This window comes from Rhizobium aethiopicum (genome assembly GCF_014197535.1).
GTDB lineage: Bacteria > Pseudomonadota > Alphaproteobacteria > Rhizobiales > Rhizobiaceae > Rhizobium > Rhizobium aethiopicum_A.
Genome location: NZ_JACIFV010000009.1, coordinates 114324 through 132686, shown reverse-complemented (window position 1 = coordinate 132686; position 18363 = coordinate 114324). Strand labels below are relative to the sequence as shown.

18 protein-coding genes are annotated in these 18363 nt (G+C 62.3%); 5 read left to right on the top strand and 13 right to left on the bottom strand.

Annotated features, from left to right (window positions below; all coding sequences use genetic code 11):
- Positions 1 to 11 precede the first annotated feature (11 nt).
- From cheD to GGD53_RS15015, 9 genes are all read right to left on the bottom strand, one after another.
- On the bottom strand, positions 12 to 566 hold the full coding sequence (gene cheD / locus GGD53_RS15055) for a chemoreceptor glutamine deamidase CheD (RefSeq protein WP_184457253.1): 555 nt from the start codon (positions 564 to 566) through the stop codon (positions 12 to 14).
- Positions 563 to 952 (bottom strand): response regulator, encoded by a 390-nt coding sequence (locus tag GGD53_RS15050; protein ID WP_004672258.1) that lies wholly within the window; start codon positions 950 to 952, stop codon positions 563 to 565. The genes cheD and GGD53_RS15050 overlap by 4 nt, the downstream gene beginning before the upstream one ends.
- Positions 953 to 1996 (bottom strand): protein-glutamate O-methylesterase CheB, encoded by a 1044-nt coding sequence (gene cheB / locus GGD53_RS15045; RefSeq protein WP_085776940.1) that lies wholly within the window; start codon positions 1994 to 1996, stop codon positions 953 to 955.
- Positions 1993 to 2901 carry a protein-glutamate O-methyltransferase CheR gene (cheR, locus tag GGD53_RS15040; protein WP_020920377.1) on the bottom strand — a complete coding sequence of 303 codons (909 nt, stop codon included), beginning with the start codon at positions 2899 to 2901 and terminating at the stop codon, positions 1993 to 1995. The genes cheB and cheR overlap by 4 nt, the downstream gene beginning before the upstream one ends.
- Complete coding sequence (locus GGD53_RS15035) at positions 2898 to 3365, bottom strand: chemotaxis protein CheW (protein ID WP_184457251.1); 468 nt, start codon at positions 3363 to 3365, stop codon at positions 2898 to 2900. The genes cheR and GGD53_RS15035 overlap by 4 nt, the downstream gene beginning before the upstream one ends.
- 3 nt (positions 3366 to 3368) lie before the next feature.
- Positions 3369 to 5645, bottom strand: a complete 2277-nt coding sequence (locus GGD53_RS15030) for a chemotaxis protein CheA (RefSeq protein WP_184457249.1) — start codon at positions 5643 to 5645, stop codon at positions 3369 to 3371.
- 17 nt (positions 5646 to 5662) lie between these two features.
- Positions 5663 to 6028, bottom strand: a complete 366-nt coding sequence (cheY1, locus tag GGD53_RS15025; RefSeq protein ID WP_003570362.1) for a chemotaxis response regulator CheY1 — start codon at positions 6026 to 6028, stop codon at positions 5663 to 5665.
- Positions 6025 to 6321, bottom strand: coding sequence for an STAS domain-containing protein (locus GGD53_RS15020; RefSeq protein ID WP_064809596.1), 297 nt, complete (start codon positions 6319 to 6321; stop codon positions 6025 to 6027). The genes cheY1 and GGD53_RS15020 overlap by 4 nt, the downstream gene beginning before the upstream one ends.
- Positions 6322 to 6384: 63 nt before the next feature.
- Positions 6385 to 8016 carry a globin-coupled sensor protein gene (locus GGD53_RS15015; protein ID WP_184457247.1) on the bottom strand — a complete coding sequence of 544 codons (1632 nt, stop codon included), beginning with the start codon at positions 8014 to 8016 and terminating at the stop codon, positions 6385 to 6387.
- A 647-nt stretch (positions 8017 to 8663) separates the two neighbouring features.
- On the opposite strand from GGD53_RS15015, the gene GGD53_RS15010 reads away from it, so the two are divergent.
- Entirely contained in the window at positions 8664 to 10085 is a 1422-nt protein-coding gene (locus tag GGD53_RS15010) for an ArnT family glycosyltransferase (protein ID WP_184457245.1), read from the top strand.
- On the opposite strand, the gene GGD53_RS15005 is transcribed toward GGD53_RS15010, so the two are convergent.
- Positions 10052 to 10396, bottom strand: coding sequence for a helix-turn-helix transcriptional regulator (locus GGD53_RS15005; protein ID WP_184457367.1), 345 nt, complete (start codon positions 10394 to 10396; stop codon positions 10052 to 10054). The two genes, GGD53_RS15010 and GGD53_RS15005, sit on opposite strands and share 34 nt — an antisense overlap.
- Positions 10397 to 10430: 34 nt before the next feature.
- On the opposite strand from GGD53_RS15005, the gene ybaL reads away from it, so the two are divergent.
- From ybaL to GGD53_RS14985, 4 genes are all read left to right on the top strand, one after another.
- On the top strand, positions 10431 to 12239 hold the full coding sequence (gene ybaL / locus GGD53_RS15000) for a YbaL family putative K(+) efflux transporter (RefSeq protein WP_184457243.1): 1809 nt from the start codon (positions 10431 to 10433) through the stop codon (positions 12237 to 12239).
- A gap of 54 nt (positions 12240 to 12293) precedes the next feature.
- Complete coding sequence (locus tag GGD53_RS14995) at positions 12294 to 12674, top strand: hypothetical protein (RefSeq protein ID WP_184457241.1); 381 nt, start codon at positions 12294 to 12296, stop codon at positions 12672 to 12674.
- An 85-nt stretch (positions 12675 to 12759) separates the two neighbouring features.
- A complete protein-coding gene (gene secD / locus GGD53_RS14990) occupies positions 12760 to 15309 on the top strand; it encodes a protein translocase subunit SecD (protein WP_184457239.1) in 2550 nt (849 codons plus the stop codon).
- Positions 15310 to 15480: 171 nt separating this feature from the next.
- Positions 15481 to 16197 (top strand): sensor histidine kinase, encoded by a 717-nt coding sequence (locus GGD53_RS14985; RefSeq protein WP_184457237.1) that lies wholly within the window; start codon positions 15481 to 15483, stop codon positions 16195 to 16197.
- Between the two features lie 125 nt (positions 16198 to 16322).
- On the opposite strand, the gene GGD53_RS14980 is transcribed toward GGD53_RS14985, so the two are convergent.
- The 3 genes from GGD53_RS14980 to GGD53_RS14970 form a co-directional block, all read right to left on the bottom strand.
- The gene (locus GGD53_RS14980; protein ID WP_184457235.1) at positions 16323 to 16760 is read right to left on the bottom strand and encodes a response regulator; all 438 of its coding nucleotides are present in this window, start codon (positions 16758 to 16760) and stop codon (positions 16323 to 16325) included.
- 29 nt (positions 16761 to 16789) lie between these two features.
- A complete protein-coding gene (locus GGD53_RS14975) occupies positions 16790 to 17494 on the bottom strand; it encodes a helix-turn-helix transcriptional regulator (protein WP_184457233.1) in 705 nt (234 codons plus the stop codon).
- Positions 17495 to 17973: 479 nt separating this feature from the next.
- Complete coding sequence (locus GGD53_RS14970; RefSeq protein ID WP_064800650.1) at positions 17974 to 18351, bottom strand: response regulator; 378 nt, start codon at positions 18349 to 18351, stop codon at positions 17974 to 17976.
- Positions 18352 to 18363 lie beyond the last annotated feature (12 nt).

Here is an 18363-nt window from a genome sequence, read left to right as displayed (position 1 = left end):
AATCCTCGCCATCAAAAAAATTCGATGCTGGTTTCGGCGGGCTTCTGCGGAGCGGCGGGACGCTGCTCGAGAGCTACGGTTCTCTGCGTTTCGGCGCCGGTCAAAGGGTATTGCCGGGCCCGACCGGAGACCGGCCAATATTCGAGCTTGCGCCCATGCTCTCCGCCTGTGGAGGAGCCGACCACCGGAATGCCTTCATCCCTCAGGAACTGCATGGCGAAGGTCGCATTCTGCTCGCCGACGTTGGAAAAAGTCGAGATCGTCTTTGCGCCGCCGAAGATCTTTGCCTCCAGCCGGTCGCGCCGGGCGCCCTGCTTCAGGAGACCGTTGATCAGCAGTTCCATCAGATGCACACCGTAGCGTGTGGCATCGCCGCCTGATGTCGGCGACGTCGCCGAACCGGGTAGTAGAAAATGGTTCATGCCGCCAACACCGGCGACGGGATCTCTGAGGCACGCAGCCACGCACGAGCCGAGAATGGTCGAGAGGACCGCATTCGGATCGCTCAGAACCTTGTACTCGCCTTGAATGATGTGCACGCGGCGGGCTGCCCCCTCAGTGATCATTTCAAAGCTCCAAACACGGCTTCAATGGCCGCTTTCATCTTCTCGATCGTAAACGGCTTGGCGAGCACGTTGTTGGCGCCGAGCTGAGCCGCCTTCTGCACCAGCGCGCGATCGCCCTGGGCGGTGAGGATGATAAAGGCCGCCTTCTTGGTGTTCGGGTTGGTGCGCACGGCCTGAAGGAAGCCGATGCCATCCATCTTCGGCATGTTGAAATCGGAGATCACCAGGTGGTGCGGCTGCTCGGTCATGATCTTCATGCCCTGCTCGCCGTCGCCTGCGGATGTGATCTGCTTGAAACCGAGCTGGGTCAGCGCGTCGCTGAGCAGCAACCGGCTCGTTACCTGATCATCGACGATCAGAACTTTGATTTTCTCCGCGATCGACATTTATTCGGTCCCTTCCTTTCGGGCGGCTGTCAATTTCAATATTTCTTCACCGATGGCAGTCAGTGGCAGCTGCTGCTCGACGGCGCCAAGTTCGTGAGCAACCCTTGGCATTCCGTAAACGACGCAGGTTTTTTCGTTCTGGCCGAGCGTTCTGGCGCCCGCGTGGCGCATTTTCAACAATCCGGCGGCGCCATCGCGGCCCATCCCGGTCAGAATCACGCCGACGGCGTTGCGGCCTGCGAGTTCCGCGACCGAATCAAAGAGCACGTCCACAGACGGGCGGTGACCGTTGACGGGCGCCCGGTCGACGAGACGGCAGCACGGCGCGGAGCCGCCGCTGACCTGGAGATGACGTTCGCCGCCCGGCGCCAGGTAGATCTTGCCGATCTCGAGACGGGCGCCATCGGTCGCTTCCTGCACCACCGGCGCGCAGAGACGGTTCAGCCGTTCGGCGAAACTCTTGGTGAAGGTCGGCGGCATATGCTGAGTGATGACGGTCGGCGGGCAATTTGCCGGGAATTTCTGTAATACGGCGATCAGCGCCTCGACGCCGCCGGTCGACGAACCGATCGCGACGATCTTGCGGCCGACGCGGAAATCGGCGACGGAGGGCGGGGGCGCGACGGCGGCGGCCGGTTGGGAGAACTGACGCTGCGTGCGCGCGGCCGCCTTGACCTTCTCGGCGAGATCGCCGAACGGCCGGGGTTCGCCGGGACCCGGCTTGCCGACGCAATCGAAGGCGCCGATCTCCAGCGCCGCGAGCGTCGCTTCGGCGCCGCGATGTGTCATCGTCGAGACCATGATCACCGGCATCGGCCGCAGCGTCATGATCTTTTCGAGAAAATCGAGGCCGTTCATATTCGGCATCTCGATATCGAGCGTCACGACGTCGGGATTCAGCCGCTTGATCGCCTCGCGCGCTTCCAGTGCGTCGCCGGCCTGGCCGATGACGCTGACTTCCGGGTCGGAGCTCAGTACTGCGGTAATCAGACCCCGCATGGTCGGCGAGTCGTCAACAACGAGAACTCTTGCCGGAGCGCTCATGCCTTCCTCCCGAGACCCTTGGTCGTGTAGCGATAGGTCGTGATGCCGATATTGTCGAAGACGTGCTTCGCCTCACCGGAGACGCGCTCGGAATGGCCGATATAGAGATGGCCGCCTTCCGGCAGGAGGCCGGCGAAACGCTGCCAGATCTTCATCTGCGTCGGCTCGTCGAAATAGATGACGACGTTGCGGCAGAAGATGACGTCGAACTTGCCCTTGAACGGCCATTGCGCCATCAGATTCAGCTCGTTGTAGGTGATCAGCCGCTTGACGCGGTCGTCGACCTGGAACTTGCGCCGGCCCTGCACCTCGACTTCGCTGAACCATTGCTTGCGCATGGCGGGCGAGACGGTTTCGAGCGCGCTCTCGTCGTAAGCGCCGGCCCGGGCGATGGCGAGGATTTTCGGGTCGATGTCGGTCGCCAGGATCTTGAAGTCGTAATCGGCGACATTCGGCATCAGCGACAGCACGGTCAGCGCGATCGAATAGGGTTCCTGCCCGTCGGAGGAAGCGGCCGACCAGATGCGCACCCTGCCGCCCGATCTCGCCCGCTGCAAAAGCTCCGGCAGAACATGGTCGCGCAGATGCTCGAAATGATGGTTTTCGCGGAAGAAGCGGGTGAAATTGGTCGTCAGATGCGAGAGCATTTCGCGGCGCGCCGCGGCACCGGCCGGTGAGGCGACGAGTTCGCAATATTCGCGGAAACCCGACAGACCAAGATTGCGGATATGCTTGGACAGACGCGAATAGACGAGCGAGGCCTTCGTCTCGTTCAAGAAGATGCCGGCATCCGAGTAGATCATGGCTGCAATTTCCGTAAGGTCGCGGCGCGTCAGCGGATATTCTCCGCTCGCCAGCACCTCATCGGCTCCCTGCCTCTGATCTTTTGCACCCATTGCACTCATGCGGCTTCGCTTTCGGTCTCGGAAAAGAGGGCTTCAAGTTCGATCAGGCAGATCATGCGCTTGTCGATGGCGAGAATGCCTCGGGCAAATTGGCGCTCGAGGTCGGAAGAGATTTCGGGCGTCGGCTGAATGATCTCGTCGGTGACGGTCAGAATGTCGGAGACGGCGTCGACCAGGAGGCCGACGACCTTGCGGCGGACCTGGGCGACGATGATGACATGACGGGCTGTGGGATCGGCGGGCTTCATGCTGAGTCGAGCGGCAAGATCGATGATCGGCAGCACCGCGCCGCGCAGGTTGATGACCCCCAGCATATAGGCAGGCGAGTGCGGCATCGCGGTCGCGGGGGTCCAGCCCCGGATTTCGCGAACCGACATGATGTTCACGCAGAATTCCTGATCTCCGATGCGGAACGCGATCAACTCGCGATCCCCCTGGTTCAGACTTTTTACAGCGTACGACATTCCTTACCCTACCGCTGCTAACGACATTTCCGCTTTGAGCGAGTGGCCGCGCGAGGCGCCGACCACCGCGTCGACATCGAGGATGAGAGCCACGCGGCCGTCGCCGAGGATGGTGGCGGCAGCGATGCCGGGCACATGGGTGTAGTTGGCTTCCAGGCTCTTGATGACCACCTGGCGCTGACCCTGGATGGCATCGACCATCAGGGCGCGCTGGCCGCCGCCTTCGGATTCCACCAGGAGCGCCACACCTTCGACAGGGTTGGCCTGGGTCGCGCGGAAGTTCAGGATGCGGCCGACATCGACCAGCGGGCAGAACGAGTTGCGGATCGAGATCAGCCGGTGGTTCGCGCCGAAGGAGTGGATCGCGGCAGCTTCCGGCTGCAGGGTTTCGACGATCGCGGTCAGCGGCACGACCAGCGTCTGGCCGGCGACGGTGACCACCATGCCGTCGAGAACGGCGAGCGTCAGCGGCAGGCTCATGGTGAAGACTGAGCCGTGGCCCGGCTTGGAGGTGATGTTGATGCGGCCGCCGAGCGCCTGGATCGAGCGCTTGACGACGTCCATGCCGACGCCGCGGCCCGATATGTCGGAGATCTTGTCGGCCGTCGAGAAGCCCGGAAGGAAGATCAGGTTATCGATTTCCTCATCCGACAGGTTGGCATCGGCCGGGATTAGATCGTTGTCGATCGCTTTCTGGCGGACCTTCTCACGGTTGATGCCGGCGCCGTCGTCGGCAAGCTCGATCAGGATGCGGCCCGACCGGTGCTTGGCGGTGAGGCGAACCGTGCCTTCGGTGTTCTTACCGGCGGCTGCGCGCTTTTCCGGGGTTTCGATGCCGTGGTCGACGGCATTACGGATCATGTGGGTCAGCGGCTCGGCTAGCTTATCGATAACCGTCTTGTCGACTTCGGTATTTTCACCTTCGGTAATGAGGCGGATCGATTTGCCGGTCATATCGGCGATTTCGCGGACGATACGCGACATGCGCTGGAAGACCGGCTTGACCGGCTGCGCGCGGATCGCCATGACCGAGTCCTGGATCTCGCGCGTGAGCTGCTGAAGCTCCTCGAGACCCATGTTGATCGATGAGGTGCCGGTCGTGTCGTTCTCGATGACGCTCTGCGACAGCATCGCCTGGTTGATGACCAATTCGCCGACGAGGTTGATGAGGCGGTCGACGCGATCGAGATCGACGCGGATCGTCTGGCCGGCTCCGGCAGCATTGTTCTGGGCGGCGGCATTGGCGGCGGCGGCTGCAGCCGATTCCTTCTTCTCGACGCGGGAGGCGGCGGCCGCCATCTGCGTGACGTTGGAAGCAGTTTCGGCGGCGGCAACGGCAGCGGCCGTGTCTTCGGACCGTGCAGCGGAAACGCCTTCCGTTGCGCCGGTTTCGTCCAGGATCGACAGGTCGAAGGGAACCGGCACCATCGGCAGTTCCTCGTTGCTCGAAACGTCGCCACCGGTCTCCTCGACCGGCTTCACCGTCAGTTCGCAATCCCACTCGGCGAATTCGAAGACGGAGCGAATGGCATCCTCGCCCTTGTCGGTCCTGAGCGTGACGTTCCAGAAGAAATAGGCAGCCTCCGGATCGAGCTCCTCGAGACCCGGCAGCTCATCCGTATTGCAATAGATCGTCATTTCACCGAGGCGCGAAAGGTCGCGCAGCAGCAGGGTGGCGTCATTACCCTTCGAATAGAGTTCGTGGCGCGGCTTGAAGGTGATCTCGTAGGCCGGCAGGCCGGTCTCTGCGCCGTCCTCATCACCGAAATCGTCGAAGGAAAAGGGGATCGGCTGGAAGCCGCTGTCGTCGGTCGGCTTGGGGGTCGACGCCGGAGCGGCCGGAGCCACCTTTGCGGCGGCCTTGGGCGCAGGCGCTTCGGCCGAAGGAGACGGCAGCTCACCATTGGCCAGCGCCTCGAGCTCCTTGACGAGGCCGCGGCTGCGGCTTTCATCGACACTGCCGCCGTCGCGTGCAGCATTGGTCAGGTCGGCGAGCACGTCGGCCGACTTCAGCATCACCTTCAGGACGTCCTGGGTCGGCTCAAGCTTGTTGGAGCGAACGCAATCGAGAGTGGTCTCGAAAACATGGGCGAAGGCAACGAGATCATCAAGGCCGAAGGCGCCGGCGCCCCCCTTGATCGAATGCACGGCACGGAATACCGCATTGACGGTTTCCGGATCGCGATCGCCATCGTTCATTTTCAGAAGACCGGATTCCAGCTCGGCAAGCTGTTCCTCGCACTCCTGGAAAAAGATCTCTTTGATTTCGTTCATATCCATAGGAGCAAATCCTGGGTTTAAGCGGTTACGCGCTCAATTGCATCGATCAGCTTGGCCGGGTCGAAAGGCTTGACGATCCATCCCGTGGCGCCGGCCTGGCGGGCGCGGTTCTTCTTTTCCGCGTCGCTTTCGGTCGTCAGGACCAGGATCGGGATCGCCCGATACTTCTCATTGCGGCGCACACCTTCGATGAAGCCGAAGCCGTCGAGGCGCGGCATATTGATGTCGGTCACGATCACGTCAGGATTGGATTCTTCGAGAACCTCGAGTCCCTCGACGCCGTCTTCCGCCTGGATCGTCTCGAAACCGGCATTGTTCAGCGTCACGAGCAGCATGTTTCGGATGGTGCGGGAATCATCCACGGTAAGCACTTTTTTCTTCATTGCCGAATCTCCTTGGCAAGCAGGTGGTCAATATTGACGCCAACCAGCTGCATGGTTTTGTGAAATGCGTCGGACACCTTGGAGAAGGTGAACGGCTGCTTGTCCTGCTCCCAGGTCTTCTCGGCGGACATCAGGACCTGAGCGCAAAGAGCCCCGATCCGCTCGACGCCCGATGCGTCGATCGAAAGACCGCTGCCCCTTAGAGAGATGAGTTTTTCACGCAAGGCGGAAGCCTCGTTGAGATCGAGCACCGCTGTCAAATTCAGCGTCTTGCCACTCTTCTTTGCCACCATCAGCTTGTCCTTGTCCCCTTGTCCCCGGCCCGAAAAGATGAGCTGCGGCGATCATCCGATAGGTTAGTAAACATTCCGCCCACCTCCGACGCTTGCGAGCGACTGCGGAAGGTCAAAATCGTCATTTTCGTATTCGTCTTCGACCGCAGGACGGGCAGCCGCTTCGATCGCGCGAGACGGCGTTGCGCGAACCGAGCCCAGGCGCCCGGAATGCGCATTTTCCCTGGCGATGCGGAATTCGCGAATCGTCTGGCCGAGCTCGAGAATGACGGTATGCAGGTGGTCGGCGCCTTCGGCGGAGCGTTCGGCCAAACCGGCACTGTCCGCCACCTCTGCGCCGAGACCCTTGACGTCGGCCGCCACGCCGTCGAGGCTTGCGGCATGCTCGCCGGTCCTGGTGGCGATGCCTGATATGGCGGCGTTGATGTCGGTGACCTGCCGTACGATGCTGCCGATCGAATCCTGTGTACGTCCGACCATCTGCACGCCGGCGTCGACCTGCGCCTTGGTCGTCGTCACCAGCGTCTTGATCTCGCGGGCGGCGTCGGCCGAGCGCTGGGCAAGCGCACGGACTTCCTGGGCGACAACGGCAAAGCCGCGGCCGGAATCGCCGGCGCGAGCCGCCTCGATGCCGGCATTCAGCGCCAGAAGATTGGTCTGGAAGGCGATCTCGTCGATCGCGCCGATGATCTGGCCGATCTTTTCGGCCGACTGCTCGATATCGGCCATGGCGCTGATCGCGCGGCCGACGACCTCGCCGCTTTGCTCGACCGCAGCGCGCGTCGAGGCGGCCGCCTGTTCGGCGGCGCGGCTGTCGGCGGCGCCGTCGCGGACGCTTCCGGCAATGCCGGCAAGGGCAGCGGCGGAAAGCTGTAGCCGGTCGGCGTGGCCGGACGCCGTACCGGCGAACTGCCGCGACTGGCCGGCCAGCAACGTGGTCGCCGTTTCCGCCTTATCAGTGCGTTCGGTCACGGCGGTGAATTCTGCCTGCAGGCCATCCAAGGCGCCGTTCAGGGCGGCGGCGATCCCGGCATAGGCGCCGTCGGCCTCGACCGGCGCGCGCCGCGTCAGGTCGCGGGCGGCGAGACCCTCGATGACCTCACCGAAGATCCGGGCAATCTCCGCTTCACTTCCAGCGCGCTGATCGGCGAGCGCACGGCTCTGGGCGGCTCGCAGCGCATTGAAGCGAAGCGAAACGGCGATTTCGACGTCGACCATGACGATGCGGATGATCGCCGTCATCAGATCGGACATTTCGCGGGTGCGGCGCCTGGCCGAGGGCAGCAGGGGCCGGCCGGCGATTTCTTCGACGAGGCCGGAAAGGACATGCTCCAGCATGACGCCATGGCCGGCCACATGCCAGCGCGGGTCGAGGCCCATCTTGCTTTCGGTGTCGGCGAGAACCTTGACGCGCTCGGCATAGAGGCTGTCGAAGCGCGCATCCGTCAGCACGTCCCAATGCGAGGACTGCAGATCATGCAGACGATCGACCTGTCGGTCGCTCTCGAAATTGCGCGCAGCGTCGGGATAGGACTGGAACCTGTGGAAGAGATCGCGCAGGCCGGCTTTCAGATGCGCTTCGAGTGCCGGCCGGTTGCGGCGCACCAGTTCGCACTGATCGGCATCGAGACCGGCAAAACGCAGGCGGTCGCGCAAGCTGCCTGCCTGCGTTCCACGAGCCTGATCTGATGGCATGTCCTGCCTCAACGCCTGTCCCCGACCCACTTTCCAGGCGAATGCCCGGCAAAAAACTTTTGCAGCATTCGATGAACGCAAGCGCGGAGCCGGTCTTCACCGCCGGCGACGACCGGCAGGTAAAGGCCCCTGATCAGCTATGTTTCGAAGCTGTCTGAAGAGATAGATACCGGATCGACCCGGTACGGCGGTACGGCGTCATGCCTGCTGGGAACGAGCACATCTTCCCATTCCGACGTGTAACCCAATCTTTATGGTTAATTCCTTGCCCGAAGGTTAATACGCCTTTGCAGGAGCAGGCTTTTGGAGCAATTCAAGGCAGTTCGCAGGAAATACTTCCACGGAGTTGCACGGCTGCTACAAGGCACACGCAAGCTCCGTGTTATAGGCCGGTCGACAACCAAGACATGACGTCGACAAGGACAGAGCAATGATTGTTCTCGGATTGGGTTCCTGCTTGATCGCAATGGGCGTACTTGCCGCCATCGCCCGCCTCGATTTCCTCGCCGCAAATCGCGACATCCGCATGCTTCGGGTGTTCTGAAGCCCCTCTGGCTCCAAGCCTATCCATTCCATTCCCCGTTGGCAGTCCGGCGCCTTTGGTGTAATCGCACTCGCGCCTTTCATGTCAGCGGAACACTCGGTTCATGTCCCCCAGATCTGGTCTCCTCATCGTTCTCGGCTTCACGCTCTGGCGTGTCGTCACGCTGCATTTCGATGCCACAGACCTGTTTGTCGACGAGGCACAGTACTGGTTCTGGTCGCAGAATCTCGATCTCGGCTACTATTCGAAACCGCCGATGATCGCCTGGGTGATCCGGGCGATGACGGAGCTTTCCGGCTCCAACGCCATCTATTTCATCAGGCTGCTCGGACCGCTGATCCACATGGCGGCGGCACTGGTGCTGATGAAGGTGGCAAAGCGTTTCGTCGGGCCGGAGATCGAAGGCTGGACGGGCGCCACCTACATTACGCTTCCCGGCGTAGCACTTTCTTCGGTGTTCTTCTCGACCGACGTGATCCTGCTGTTCTTCATCGCCATCGCATTGCTCGCCTATTTCGGCCTGACGCAGCGGCGCTCGGTCGGGCTGGCGCTCATCATGGGCCTCGGCGTCGGCCTCGCCTTCCTGACGAAATATGCCGTGCTGTTCGTCGTACCGGGCGGCGCGATCGCCCTCCTGCTCATTCCGTCGGCGCGCATCGCTGTTCGGGATTTCATCATCGCGGTCGCGGTCGCGGCGGTCGTCGCCTTGCCGAACCTCTGGTGGAACCTGCAACACGACAATACGACGGTGCGCCATACGCAGGATATCGCCCATTGGAGCGACCTCGGCCTCAATCTTCGCCGCGGGCTCGAATTCTTCTCCGCCCAATTCGGCGTCGTCGGACCGATCATCTTCTTCGCAATGCTCTGGGCGGTCTATCGTATGATCAGGGGCCGGAGCGACGACCGCGAAAAGATGCTGATCTGGCTGTCGATGCCGGTGGTGGTGCTGATCACCCTGCAGGCGACGGTCGCGAAAGCCTATGCCAACTGGGCCGTAACCGCCTATGTCGCCGGGACCATTCTTGCCGTCTGGCTGCTTTACCGGATGTGGCCGAAGGGGCTGAGGCTGTCGCTCACCATCAACGGCATCGCAAGCCTGCTCTTTCCGCTGGCGACGATCTTTCCGCAGCAATTGCTGCTGCCGAATGGCGACGAATTGATGAAGCGTTACCTCGGCCGCGCCGAGGTCAGCCGCGAGGCGGGAGCCCTTGCAGCTCAGGCCGGCACCGACATCATCGTCACGAACAACCGCGACATGGTCGCCGATCTTTTCTATACCCTGCGCGACGGACCCTACCGGATCTACGCCCGGGCGCCCGCAGGACTTCCGGAGAGCTATTACGAGCAGGAGTTCGCGCTGCCCGCCGACGTCACAGGAAAGGTGCTTTTCCTGACGGACGCCCCCCTCACCTGTGCCACTGAAACGCCGGAGGTCCTGAAGAACTGGCAGCCGACCGCGGGCTATTACAAGAGCAAGGCGCTTTACATCTACAAAGTCTCCGCGGGCTGCCTGGCGCCCTGAGCCGCTTCGGCCTGTTCATTGGGCAGGCAGAGGCCGGTGCCTGCCCCTTCGATTTCGACGAACCTGACACCACCCTTTTCGAAAGCCAGGCGCAGCTGCGCCTCCGTCGCGCGGTGGATGTCGTGGTGGCGTCCCTCGTAATCGCGGATGGTGCTGCGCGAGACGGCGGCTCGTTCGGCCAGGTCAGCCTGGGTCCAATCCAGCAGGCCGCGCGCCGCGCGGCAGAGAGCGGGAGTGAGAATTGTTTCCTTTGCGCCTTGACCCATGATTTCGTGTTGCCCATATTGGTCGAGATAGGCCATATATGTCATATTACGCATGGGATTTCCAGATCGGGAGACAGCAATGCCGCACGATACGCCCTTGATTTCGACAATCGTCGGCGGCCTCGTTCTGGCTTTCATCTTCGGCGCCCTTGCTCATCGGCTGCGCATGCCGCCGCTCGTCGGCTATCTGATCGCCGGCGTGCTGGTGGGGCCGCACACGCCGGGTTACGTGGCGGATCAGAGCCTTGCGCCGGAGCTTGCCGAAATCGGCGTCATCCTGCTGATGTTCGGCGTCGGGCTGCATTTCTCTCTCAAAGACCTGCTGTCGGTGCGCGGCATCGCGCTGCCCGGCGCGATCGCGCAGATTGGTTTTGCAACTTTGCTCGGCTGGGGCCTCGGCGCCTTGATGGGCTGGCCGACCGGCGGCAGCCTGGTCTTCGGCTTGGCGCTTTCGGTCGCCTCTACCGTCGTGCTGCTCAAGGCGTTGCAGGAGCGCCGGCTGGTGGAGACGGAGCGCGGCAGGATCGCCGTCGGCTGGCTGATCGTCGAAGACCTCGCCATGGTGCTGGCGCTGGTGCTGATCCCGGCCGCAGCCAGCATCGGCGGCAGCGGCCATGGCCCCGTCGAGCCGCTGTCGGCGGGTCTGAACAGCCTGCTCGGCCTCGATCTCGGCATCGGCGGCATGATCGCTATGACGCTGGTCAAAGTGGCACTGTTCGTGGCGCTGATGCTGGTCTTCGGCCGCAAGCTCGTTCCCTGGACCATGCACCGCATCGCCCATGCCGGCTCGCGCGAGCTCTTCCGGCTCGGTGTGCTCGCTATAGCGCTTGGCGTCGCCTTCGGCGCGGCGAAGCTCTTCGGGGTGTCGCTGGCGCTCGGCGCCTTCTTTGCCGGCATGGTGCTTGCCGAAAGCGAGCTCAGCCACCGCGCCGCCCAGGAAAGCCTGCCACTGCGCGACGCCTTTGCCGTGCTCTTCTTCGTCTCCGTCGGCATGCTGTTCGATCCGAACATCCTGCTCGACAGGCCGCTGCCGATCCTCGCCACCGTCTTCATCATCGTCATCGGCAAGTCCGTCGCCGCTTTTCTGATCGTGCTCGCCTTCAGGAAGCCAGCCGGCACGGCGCTGACGATTTCGGCAAGCCTCGGTCAGATCGGCGAATTCTCCTTCATCCTCGCCGCTCTCGGCATCGAACTGGGGCTGTTGCCGGAGGAGGGCCGCGACCTGATCCTTGCCGGCGCCATCATCTCGATCATCCTCAATCCGCTGCTGTTCTTCCTCTGCGACCGCATGCGGCCTGTTCTCGAAGGTGCGAAGCGCGAGGAAATCGTGGCCGCCGCGGATGCGGGTGCCGCTCAGGAGCAGGTGCCGCCTGAGGACGACGCCGTGCATCCGACCACGCTTAGCGGCCACGCGATCCTCATCGGCTACGGCCGGGTCGGCCGGATCGTCGGGCAGAACCTCAAATCGTCAGGCACGCCCTTCCTCGTCATCGAGGATTCCGACAAGCGCATCGGCGAATTGAAAGCGCAAGGGATCGAAGCCTTCATGGGCAATGCGGTGGCGCGGAAGACGCTCGATCTCGCCAATCTTTCGGCGGCGCGCAGCCTTGCCATCGCCATCCCGAACGCCTTCGAGGCTTGCCGCATCGCCGAGCAGGCGCGCAGCGTCAATCCCTCCATCCTCATCATCGCCCGCGCCCATTCCGACGCCGAGGTCGACGAGCTGAAACAATACGGCGCCGACACCGTCATCATGGGCGAACGCGAAATCGCACTGGGCATGGTTGACCGGCTCGCTCAAGTGCATCATGAGAGTGTTTCCTATGAAGACAGGCAGGAGCCTGCTACAATCATCCCGACGGGCACTGCTCCGCCGGAACGAGAATGAGAGATTGGCGCGCTTTTGAGCCGATACGGAAGTGACATCGCCGGGACGGAGGAGATGGAGCTGGATCAGCACCGTCTGCCGAGCCGTATCGCCGCTTCCCTCCTCTTCGCCATCCTCGCCTATGTCGGCCTGCTTTTCGGCGGCAATCTCATTATTGCGCCGGCGACCGTCGTCAACACGCTTTCCTCTTCCGGCCGCGATCCGCAGCCGCCGCAACTGAGCGCGCGCGATGCCGTGCGCGGCGTGCTTGCCGCCGAGCGCAAGCTCGCGCCGAAGCAGACCGCCTACGACGCCGGACCGGCCGCCATTGCCGCCGCCCCGGCCGTCGATTTCACCGGCTGGAACGTGACCGCTCCTGTTGCGGCATTCGAACCTGCGCTTCATCCGGTAGTTTCCGGGACCCATCAGCCGCGCGCACCGCCGATCGCCGCCTGAGTCTGGCGCCGCGCGGCGCTTCCGACCATTGACGACATGCCGCCAGCGCTCGCGCGCCGGCCCCCGATTATCTAAGGAATACAACATGCGTACTTCACCATGGCTGGTGTTCACCTATACGGTGATCATCGTGATCGGCCTATTCATCGCCCTGCCGAACGTCCTGCCGCAGTCCGTCCTTCAGCGCATTCCGGCATGGCTGCCGCATGACCAGGTGTCGCTCGGCCTCGACCTTCGCGGCGGCTCCCACCTCGTTCTGGAAGTCGACGAGGCTGATCTGACCAAGGAGCGGCTGCAATCGCTGCTCCAGGACGCGCGCCGCGTGCTGCGTGAAAAGGGCATCCAGCCGAAGGCCGTCGTGCGCAGCCAGAACCAGATCGTCGTGACGCTCGCCGATGCCGGGCAGAGCGATGCCGCCGTCACCGAACTTAGGACGCTCGCCAATCCGATCAGCACAGGCCTCAGCGCTGGGAAGGCCGATCTCGATGTCACCGCGAACGGCGCGACCATCACCGTTGGCTTCTCGCCGGCCGGCATCTCCGCCAATGTCGACAACGCCGTCCAGCAGAGCCTTGAAGTCATCCGCCAGCGCGTCGACCAGGTCGGCGTCGCCGAGCCGACGATCCAGCGCATCGGCGGCAACCGCGTGCTCGTCCAGCTTCCCGGCGCGCAAGATCCGTCGCGCCTGCGTGAACTTCTGGGCTCCACGGCCAAGATGTCGTTCCACATGTTGGCGCCGAACAATCAGCCCGGCCCCGGCGTCACCATGATGCAGGATAACGAAGGCCGATCCTATCCGGTGCTCGACCGCGTCGAAATCTCCGGCGACCGCCTTTCGGATGCCCGCGTCAGCTTCGATCCCAACACGCGCGAACCCATCGTCAGCTTCCGCTTCGACAGTGCCGGCGCCACCCGCTTTGCCGAGATCACCCGCCAGAACGTCGGCAATCCCTTTGCCATCGTCCTCGACGACAAGGTGCTGAGCGCTCCCGTCATCCGCGAGCCGATCACCGGCGGTTCCGGCCAGATCTCCGGCAACTTCTCGGCCGACAGCGCCACGACGCTTGCCGCCATGTTGCGCGCCGGCGCGCTGCCCGCCAAGCTGACCGTCATCGAGGAGCGCACCGTCGGCGCCGACCTCGGCGCTGACGCCATCAAGATGGGCATCTATTCCGGCATCGTCGGCTTCGTCCTCGTCGCGGCCTTCATCTTCGTGCTCTACGGCACCTGGGGCATCCTGGCCAACGTGGCGCTGCTGATCCACACGATCCTGACCTTCTCGGCCCTGACGCTGGTCGGTGCGACGCTGACGCTGCCGGGTATCGCCGGCGTCGTTCTCGGCATTGGTCTTGCGGTCGACGCGAACGTTCTCATCAACGAGCGTATCCGCGAGGAAACCCGCAAGGGCCGGAGCGCCTTTGCAGCCATCGATACCGGCTTCCGCCGTGCCTATTCGACCATCATCGACGGCAACATGACAGCTCTGATCGCTGCGGCCATCCTGTTCTGGTTCGGCTCCGGACCCGTCCGCGGCTTTGCCGTGACCATGGCGCTCGGCCTGATCATCTCGATGTTCACCTCCGTCGCCTTCGTGCGCGTCGCGATGATCGAGATCACCCGCCGCAGCAAGGTGAAGGTGCTGAACATACGGCCGTTGATCCCCTTCAGCCCTTATGACAAGCACATCCAGTTCATGAAGGCGCGCTTCTTCGGCGTCACTGTTTCGGCGCTTCTTTCGATCGCCTCGGTCGTGCTCTTCATCCATCCGGGCCTCAATTACGGCGTCGACTTCCGCGGCGGCATCCAGATGTCCGTCAAGACCCAAGGGGCGGCTGATCTTGCGAAGTTCCGCGAGGGTCTCGATAGTCTCGGCCTCGGCGAAATTACGCTGCAGTCCTTCGGCGACAAAAACAGCATTCTCGTTCGCGCCCAGCGGCAGGAAGGCGGCGAAGAGGCGCAGACGGCGGCGGTGACCAAGCTAAAGGCCGAAGTCGCCAAGATCGATCCGAGCGCCACTGTCGAAGGCACCGACGTCATCGGTCCGAAAGTCAGCGGCGAGCTTGCCTCGGCCGGCATTCTGTCGGTCGTAATCGCCAGCTTGGCTATGCTGATCTATATCTGGGTGCGGTTCGAATGGCCGTTTGCCGTCGGCGCCATCGTTACGCTGGTGCTCGACGTCACCAAGGCGATCGGCTTCTTCGCCATCACCGGGCTCGATTTCAACCTGACGGCCATCGCCGCCATCCTGACGCTCGTCGGCTATTCGGTGAACGACAAGGTCGTCGTCTACGACCGCATGCGCGAAAACATGCGGCTCTACAAGTCGATGCCGCTGCGCGAGATCATCGACAAGTCGATCAACGAGACCCTGGCGCGAAGCCTTTACACCAATGCGACGGCCTTCCTCGCCCTGGTGCCGATGGCGATCTGGGGCGGCAGCGCCGTTTCGAGCTTTGCGATCCCGATGGTCTTCGGCATCCTGGTGGCCGGCGCCTCGTCGATCTTCATCGCCGCGCCGATCCTGCTGTTCCTGGGCGACTGGCGCCGCCGCCACGCCAAGGCGGCAGCGGCAACCGAGGCGGCGGGCGAAATCATTCCGCCGGAAGAGGGTCGCTCGCGCAAATCAGCGAGCTGAAACGGGTTGTTAACGCATCCTTGAAGAGGGCGCCGGTTGCAGAGCCGGCGCCCTCTTTTTATTGTTGCCTATTGCCAGGATAAAATTATGCAGCAATTCAAGATATTACAGCGTCCGTCGCGCGGCTGAAAAGGGGCGCGACGCCGCAGCAGAGATCGGGGAAACCGCGAGATGTCACCCAACCCGACGAAACCACTTGAGACCACTATTGCCGGCGACAACGAGGAGCGCATCAAGCGCTTTCTCGCAATCGCCTCGCACGACCTGCAATCGCCGCTGCGCCACATCGCCATGTATGCCGAGCTGCTGCTCGACGATCTCGAGGAGACACTCGACGGCGAACAGCTTCAGAGCCTCAAGATGATCCTGGAAAAGGCGCAAGCCGCACAACGCCTCACCAAGGCGCTGATGAGCCTTGCCGGCGGAGCGCCGCAGGTAACGCTGGAAAAGGTCGACCTGAAGGCCGTGGCCGAACAAATCTGGAGCGAACTCATCGAGGAGGCGGGAGCGCGCGACGCGACGCTCGCCGGTCAGGGACTCCCCTCCATCCGCACCGACCCCGCGCTGTTCGGCCTGGTGCTGAGGCAGCTCATTTCCAACGCCCTCACCTATCGCAGCGCATCGCCGCTGCATGTGGCGATCGCGGCTGAGCAAGAGGGGGCGAACTGGTTCATCCGGATTTCCGATAACGGGACCGGCATCGATCCCGCCTATCGAGAGCGGATCTTCGAGCCATTCTGGAAATTGCCGAAGGCCGGGGCAGCCCCTGGCGCCGGCCTCGGCCTGACGACAGCGCAGGAGCTTCTGAAGGCGCTTGGCGGCGATATCAGTCTCGAGCATTCCGACGCAAACGGCAGCCGCTTCACCATCCGCCTTCCCGCCGGCTGAGGCAACATGTTGCAATCGCTCACCTTCGTTTGCCGTGCTTGAAGCGCATCGCCATCTCAGATTCGGTGGACGTGCTTCCTTTGCGCATGTCGCTACCGCAAAACCTTCGCGCTGTTTTGCGCGGCTCAAATGCTGTAATCGTCCTTCCAGAAATCCGGCACATCGTAGTGCACATATTCGCGGATGATGTGCTGCAGCGTCTGGACGTCGATTTCGTCCTTGCCGATGCGGAAGTCGACGCCGTAATCTGGGAATTCCTGGAAATAGCCGCCAGATATGTCGGTCGAGACGACGCCGATCGGGCCGGTATAGCCGATGCCGCGCAGCTCCGGCACCGTCTCGCGGAAATCGGCATTGGGCAGAAGGCGATTGTCGAGCAGGATGAGATCGAAGCGCGCCGCGCGGACCTTTTCCAATGCGTCTCCGATCGACGGTGAATATTCGACGTCGACCGCCGGCTCGGAAAGATCGGCGATCTTCTTTTTGAGCGCGCGGAATTCGATGAACTCGTCGTCGACGAAAAGAACCTTGACGGCATTCTGTCGGACCGTTTTGGTGATCATTTCATTTTCCCCAGTCCCGAAGCCGATTGTCACGAAACCAAACCATTCCTCAAGGCGATTGCCACCATGTGGACGCGGTTCACGGCGTCGAGCTTACGCGCGGCCGCAGTGATATGCGAATTGACCGTATGTTCGGACAGACCGAGGATGATGGCGATTTCGGCCGAGGTTTTGCCTTCGCTTGTCCACTTGACGATTTCCGCTTCGCGCTGGGTCAACCGCCCGGACATCTCAGGCGTCAGGATTTCCTCGTAGAGCTTGTCGAAAATGCGCATGGCATCAAGAAGCATGTCGGCGATCTCACCCTGATCCGGCTCTTCACGCTCGCCGCTCAGCACGAGGCAATATCGCCGCCCTTCGGGCGTGAACAGCGGAATGAAGAGGAAGACGCCACTGCGGAACTCGTTGAAAAGCCGATCGGAGGGATAGGTGTCCGGCTGCGCACTCCTGCCATGAACCGGCGTCGCCAAAAACTGGGCGCTCTTTGCCCGGACGGTCCCGAGCGCCTCCCTCAACGTGGCAATGAAAAGGCCGATCCGTCGCTCGGCGACATTGGTGATGACGATATCGCGCTCGCCGAACGGGGTCGAAGCCTCGGAAATGCGGGCAAGTGCGAAATTGTCGAAGCGGTAATGCTGCGCCGCCGCTTTCAGCAGACGGAAAAAATCGGTGCGGTTGATTGCCCGGCTCAGCTCCGGTCCGGCATGAAAAGGAGTTGCCGCGGCATTGTTCATTCCCACTCTTCCTCTCCTCCCGCCATGCCCCCGATCCCCAAATCTTGGGATATACGTCTTAAACGCGAACAGCTACAAAAATTGCGAGACGGTTGATGAGAGATATCGAAACGGGGACTTTCGGTATACAAGGCGGATATCATCAAATGCCTCAACTACAGGTGATGCACGGGCAGATATACTGAGGGGCAGTAGTTCTTACCTGGGTATCGTAAATCTTCGCGCATTCAACATCCATGAATGCGAGAAGGCAGTGCCAGACGTAAGCGCGAGAGAGCCGATAGGCCCATTCAGCTAAGGGGTTGGCTGGAAGTTCGTGGCGGCGAACACGGGTCAATCGGCTCTCTCAGCGCTTATTTTTCGTTCCGTCCTTTTCGCTTCGGTTGCATCTTGAAATGCACACTCGGCCTTGTCAATTGCGGTTTGTCACTTCGCCCGGACCAACGCCAGGAGACGCACCATTCGGTTTCCGCTGTTTCCTACACTTCCAGATTGAGAAGGATCGCGGCGAGGTCAAGCGGCTTCTCGAGGTAAAGATCGGCACCGGCTTCGAATGCGCGCGCGCGATCCTCATCGGCATCCGATCCGCTGCAGATGGCGAGACGCATCGTTCTGAACCGATCATCCCCGCGCAGGCTGCTTACCAGGCCGATGCCGCTGTCGAGGGGCATGTAGAGATCGGCGACCAGCAGCTCCGGCGGAGCCCAGCCTTCGGCCACGCGCTGCTTCAGCGCCTCCAGCGCCGTCTCGGCCGTCGAAAAACAGAATAGATCGACGTCTATCTGCTGCTTCTTGCGGATATAGTCGAGATAAAAGAGATCATCCCTGCTGTCGTCGACGTAAACTATCGTAGGCATCCGGCACCGTGA

Coding starts and splice junctions, on each gene's coding strand:
- cheY1 (WP_003570362.1), bottom strand. CDS start 6,028: ATGAAGAAAAAAGTGCTTACCGTGGATGATTCCCGCACCATCCGAAAC.
- GGD53_RS15030 (WP_184457249.1), bottom strand. CDS start 5,645: ATGGATATGAACGAAATCAAAGAGATCTTTTTCCAGGAGTGCGAGGAA.
- GGD53_RS15050 (WP_004672258.1), bottom strand. CDS start 952: ATGTCGATCGCGGAGAAAATCAAAGTTCTGATCGTCGATGATCAGGTA.
- GGD53_RS14985 (WP_184457237.1), top strand. CDS start 15,481: ATGTCACCCAACCCGACGAAACCACTTGAGACCACTATTGCCGGCGAC.
- GGD53_RS15005 (WP_184457367.1), bottom strand. CDS start 10,396: ATGACATATATGGCCTATCTCGACCAATATGGGCAACACGAAATCATG.
- cheB (WP_085776940.1), bottom strand. CDS start 1,996: ATGAGCGCTCCGGCAAGAGTTCTCGTTGTTGACGACTCGCCGACCATG.
- GGD53_RS15010 (WP_184457245.1), top strand. CDS start 8,664: ATGTCCCCCAGATCTGGTCTCCTCATCGTTCTCGGCTTCACGCTCTGG.
- GGD53_RS15020 (WP_064809596.1), bottom strand. CDS start 6,321: ATGGTGGCAAAGAAGAGTGGCAAGACGCTGAATTTGACAGCGGTGCTC.
- GGD53_RS14975 (WP_184457233.1), bottom strand. CDS start 17,494: ATGAACAATGCCGCGGCAACTCCTTTTCATGCCGGACCGGAGCTGAGC.
- GGD53_RS14980 (WP_184457235.1), bottom strand. CDS start 16,760: ATGATCACCAAAACGGTCCGACAGAATGCCGTCAAGGTTCTTTTCGTC.
- GGD53_RS15015 (WP_184457247.1), bottom strand. CDS start 8,016: ATGCCATCAGATCAGGCTCGTGGAACGCAGGCAGGCAGCTTGCGCGAC.
- GGD53_RS14995 (WP_184457241.1), top strand. CDS start 12,294: ATGGAGCTGGATCAGCACCGTCTGCCGAGCCGTATCGCCGCTTCCCTC.
- secD (WP_184457239.1), top strand. CDS start 12,760: ATGCGTACTTCACCATGGCTGGTGTTCACCTATACGGTGATCATCGTG.
- cheD (WP_184457253.1), bottom strand. CDS start 566: ATGATCACTGAGGGGGCAGCCCGCCGCGTGCACATCATTCAAGGCGAG.
- cheR (WP_020920377.1), bottom strand. CDS start 2,901: ATGAGTGCAATGGGTGCAAAAGATCAGAGGCAGGGAGCCGATGAGGTG.
- GGD53_RS14970 (WP_064800650.1), bottom strand. CDS start 18,351: ATGCCTACGATAGTTTACGTCGACGACAGCAGGGATGATCTCTTTTAT.
- ybaL (WP_184457243.1), top strand. CDS start 10,431: ATGCCGCACGATACGCCCTTGATTTCGACAATCGTCGGCGGCCTCGTT.
- GGD53_RS15035 (WP_184457251.1), bottom strand. CDS start 3,365: ATGTCGTACGCTGTAAAAAGTCTGAACCAGGGGGATCGCGAGTTGATC.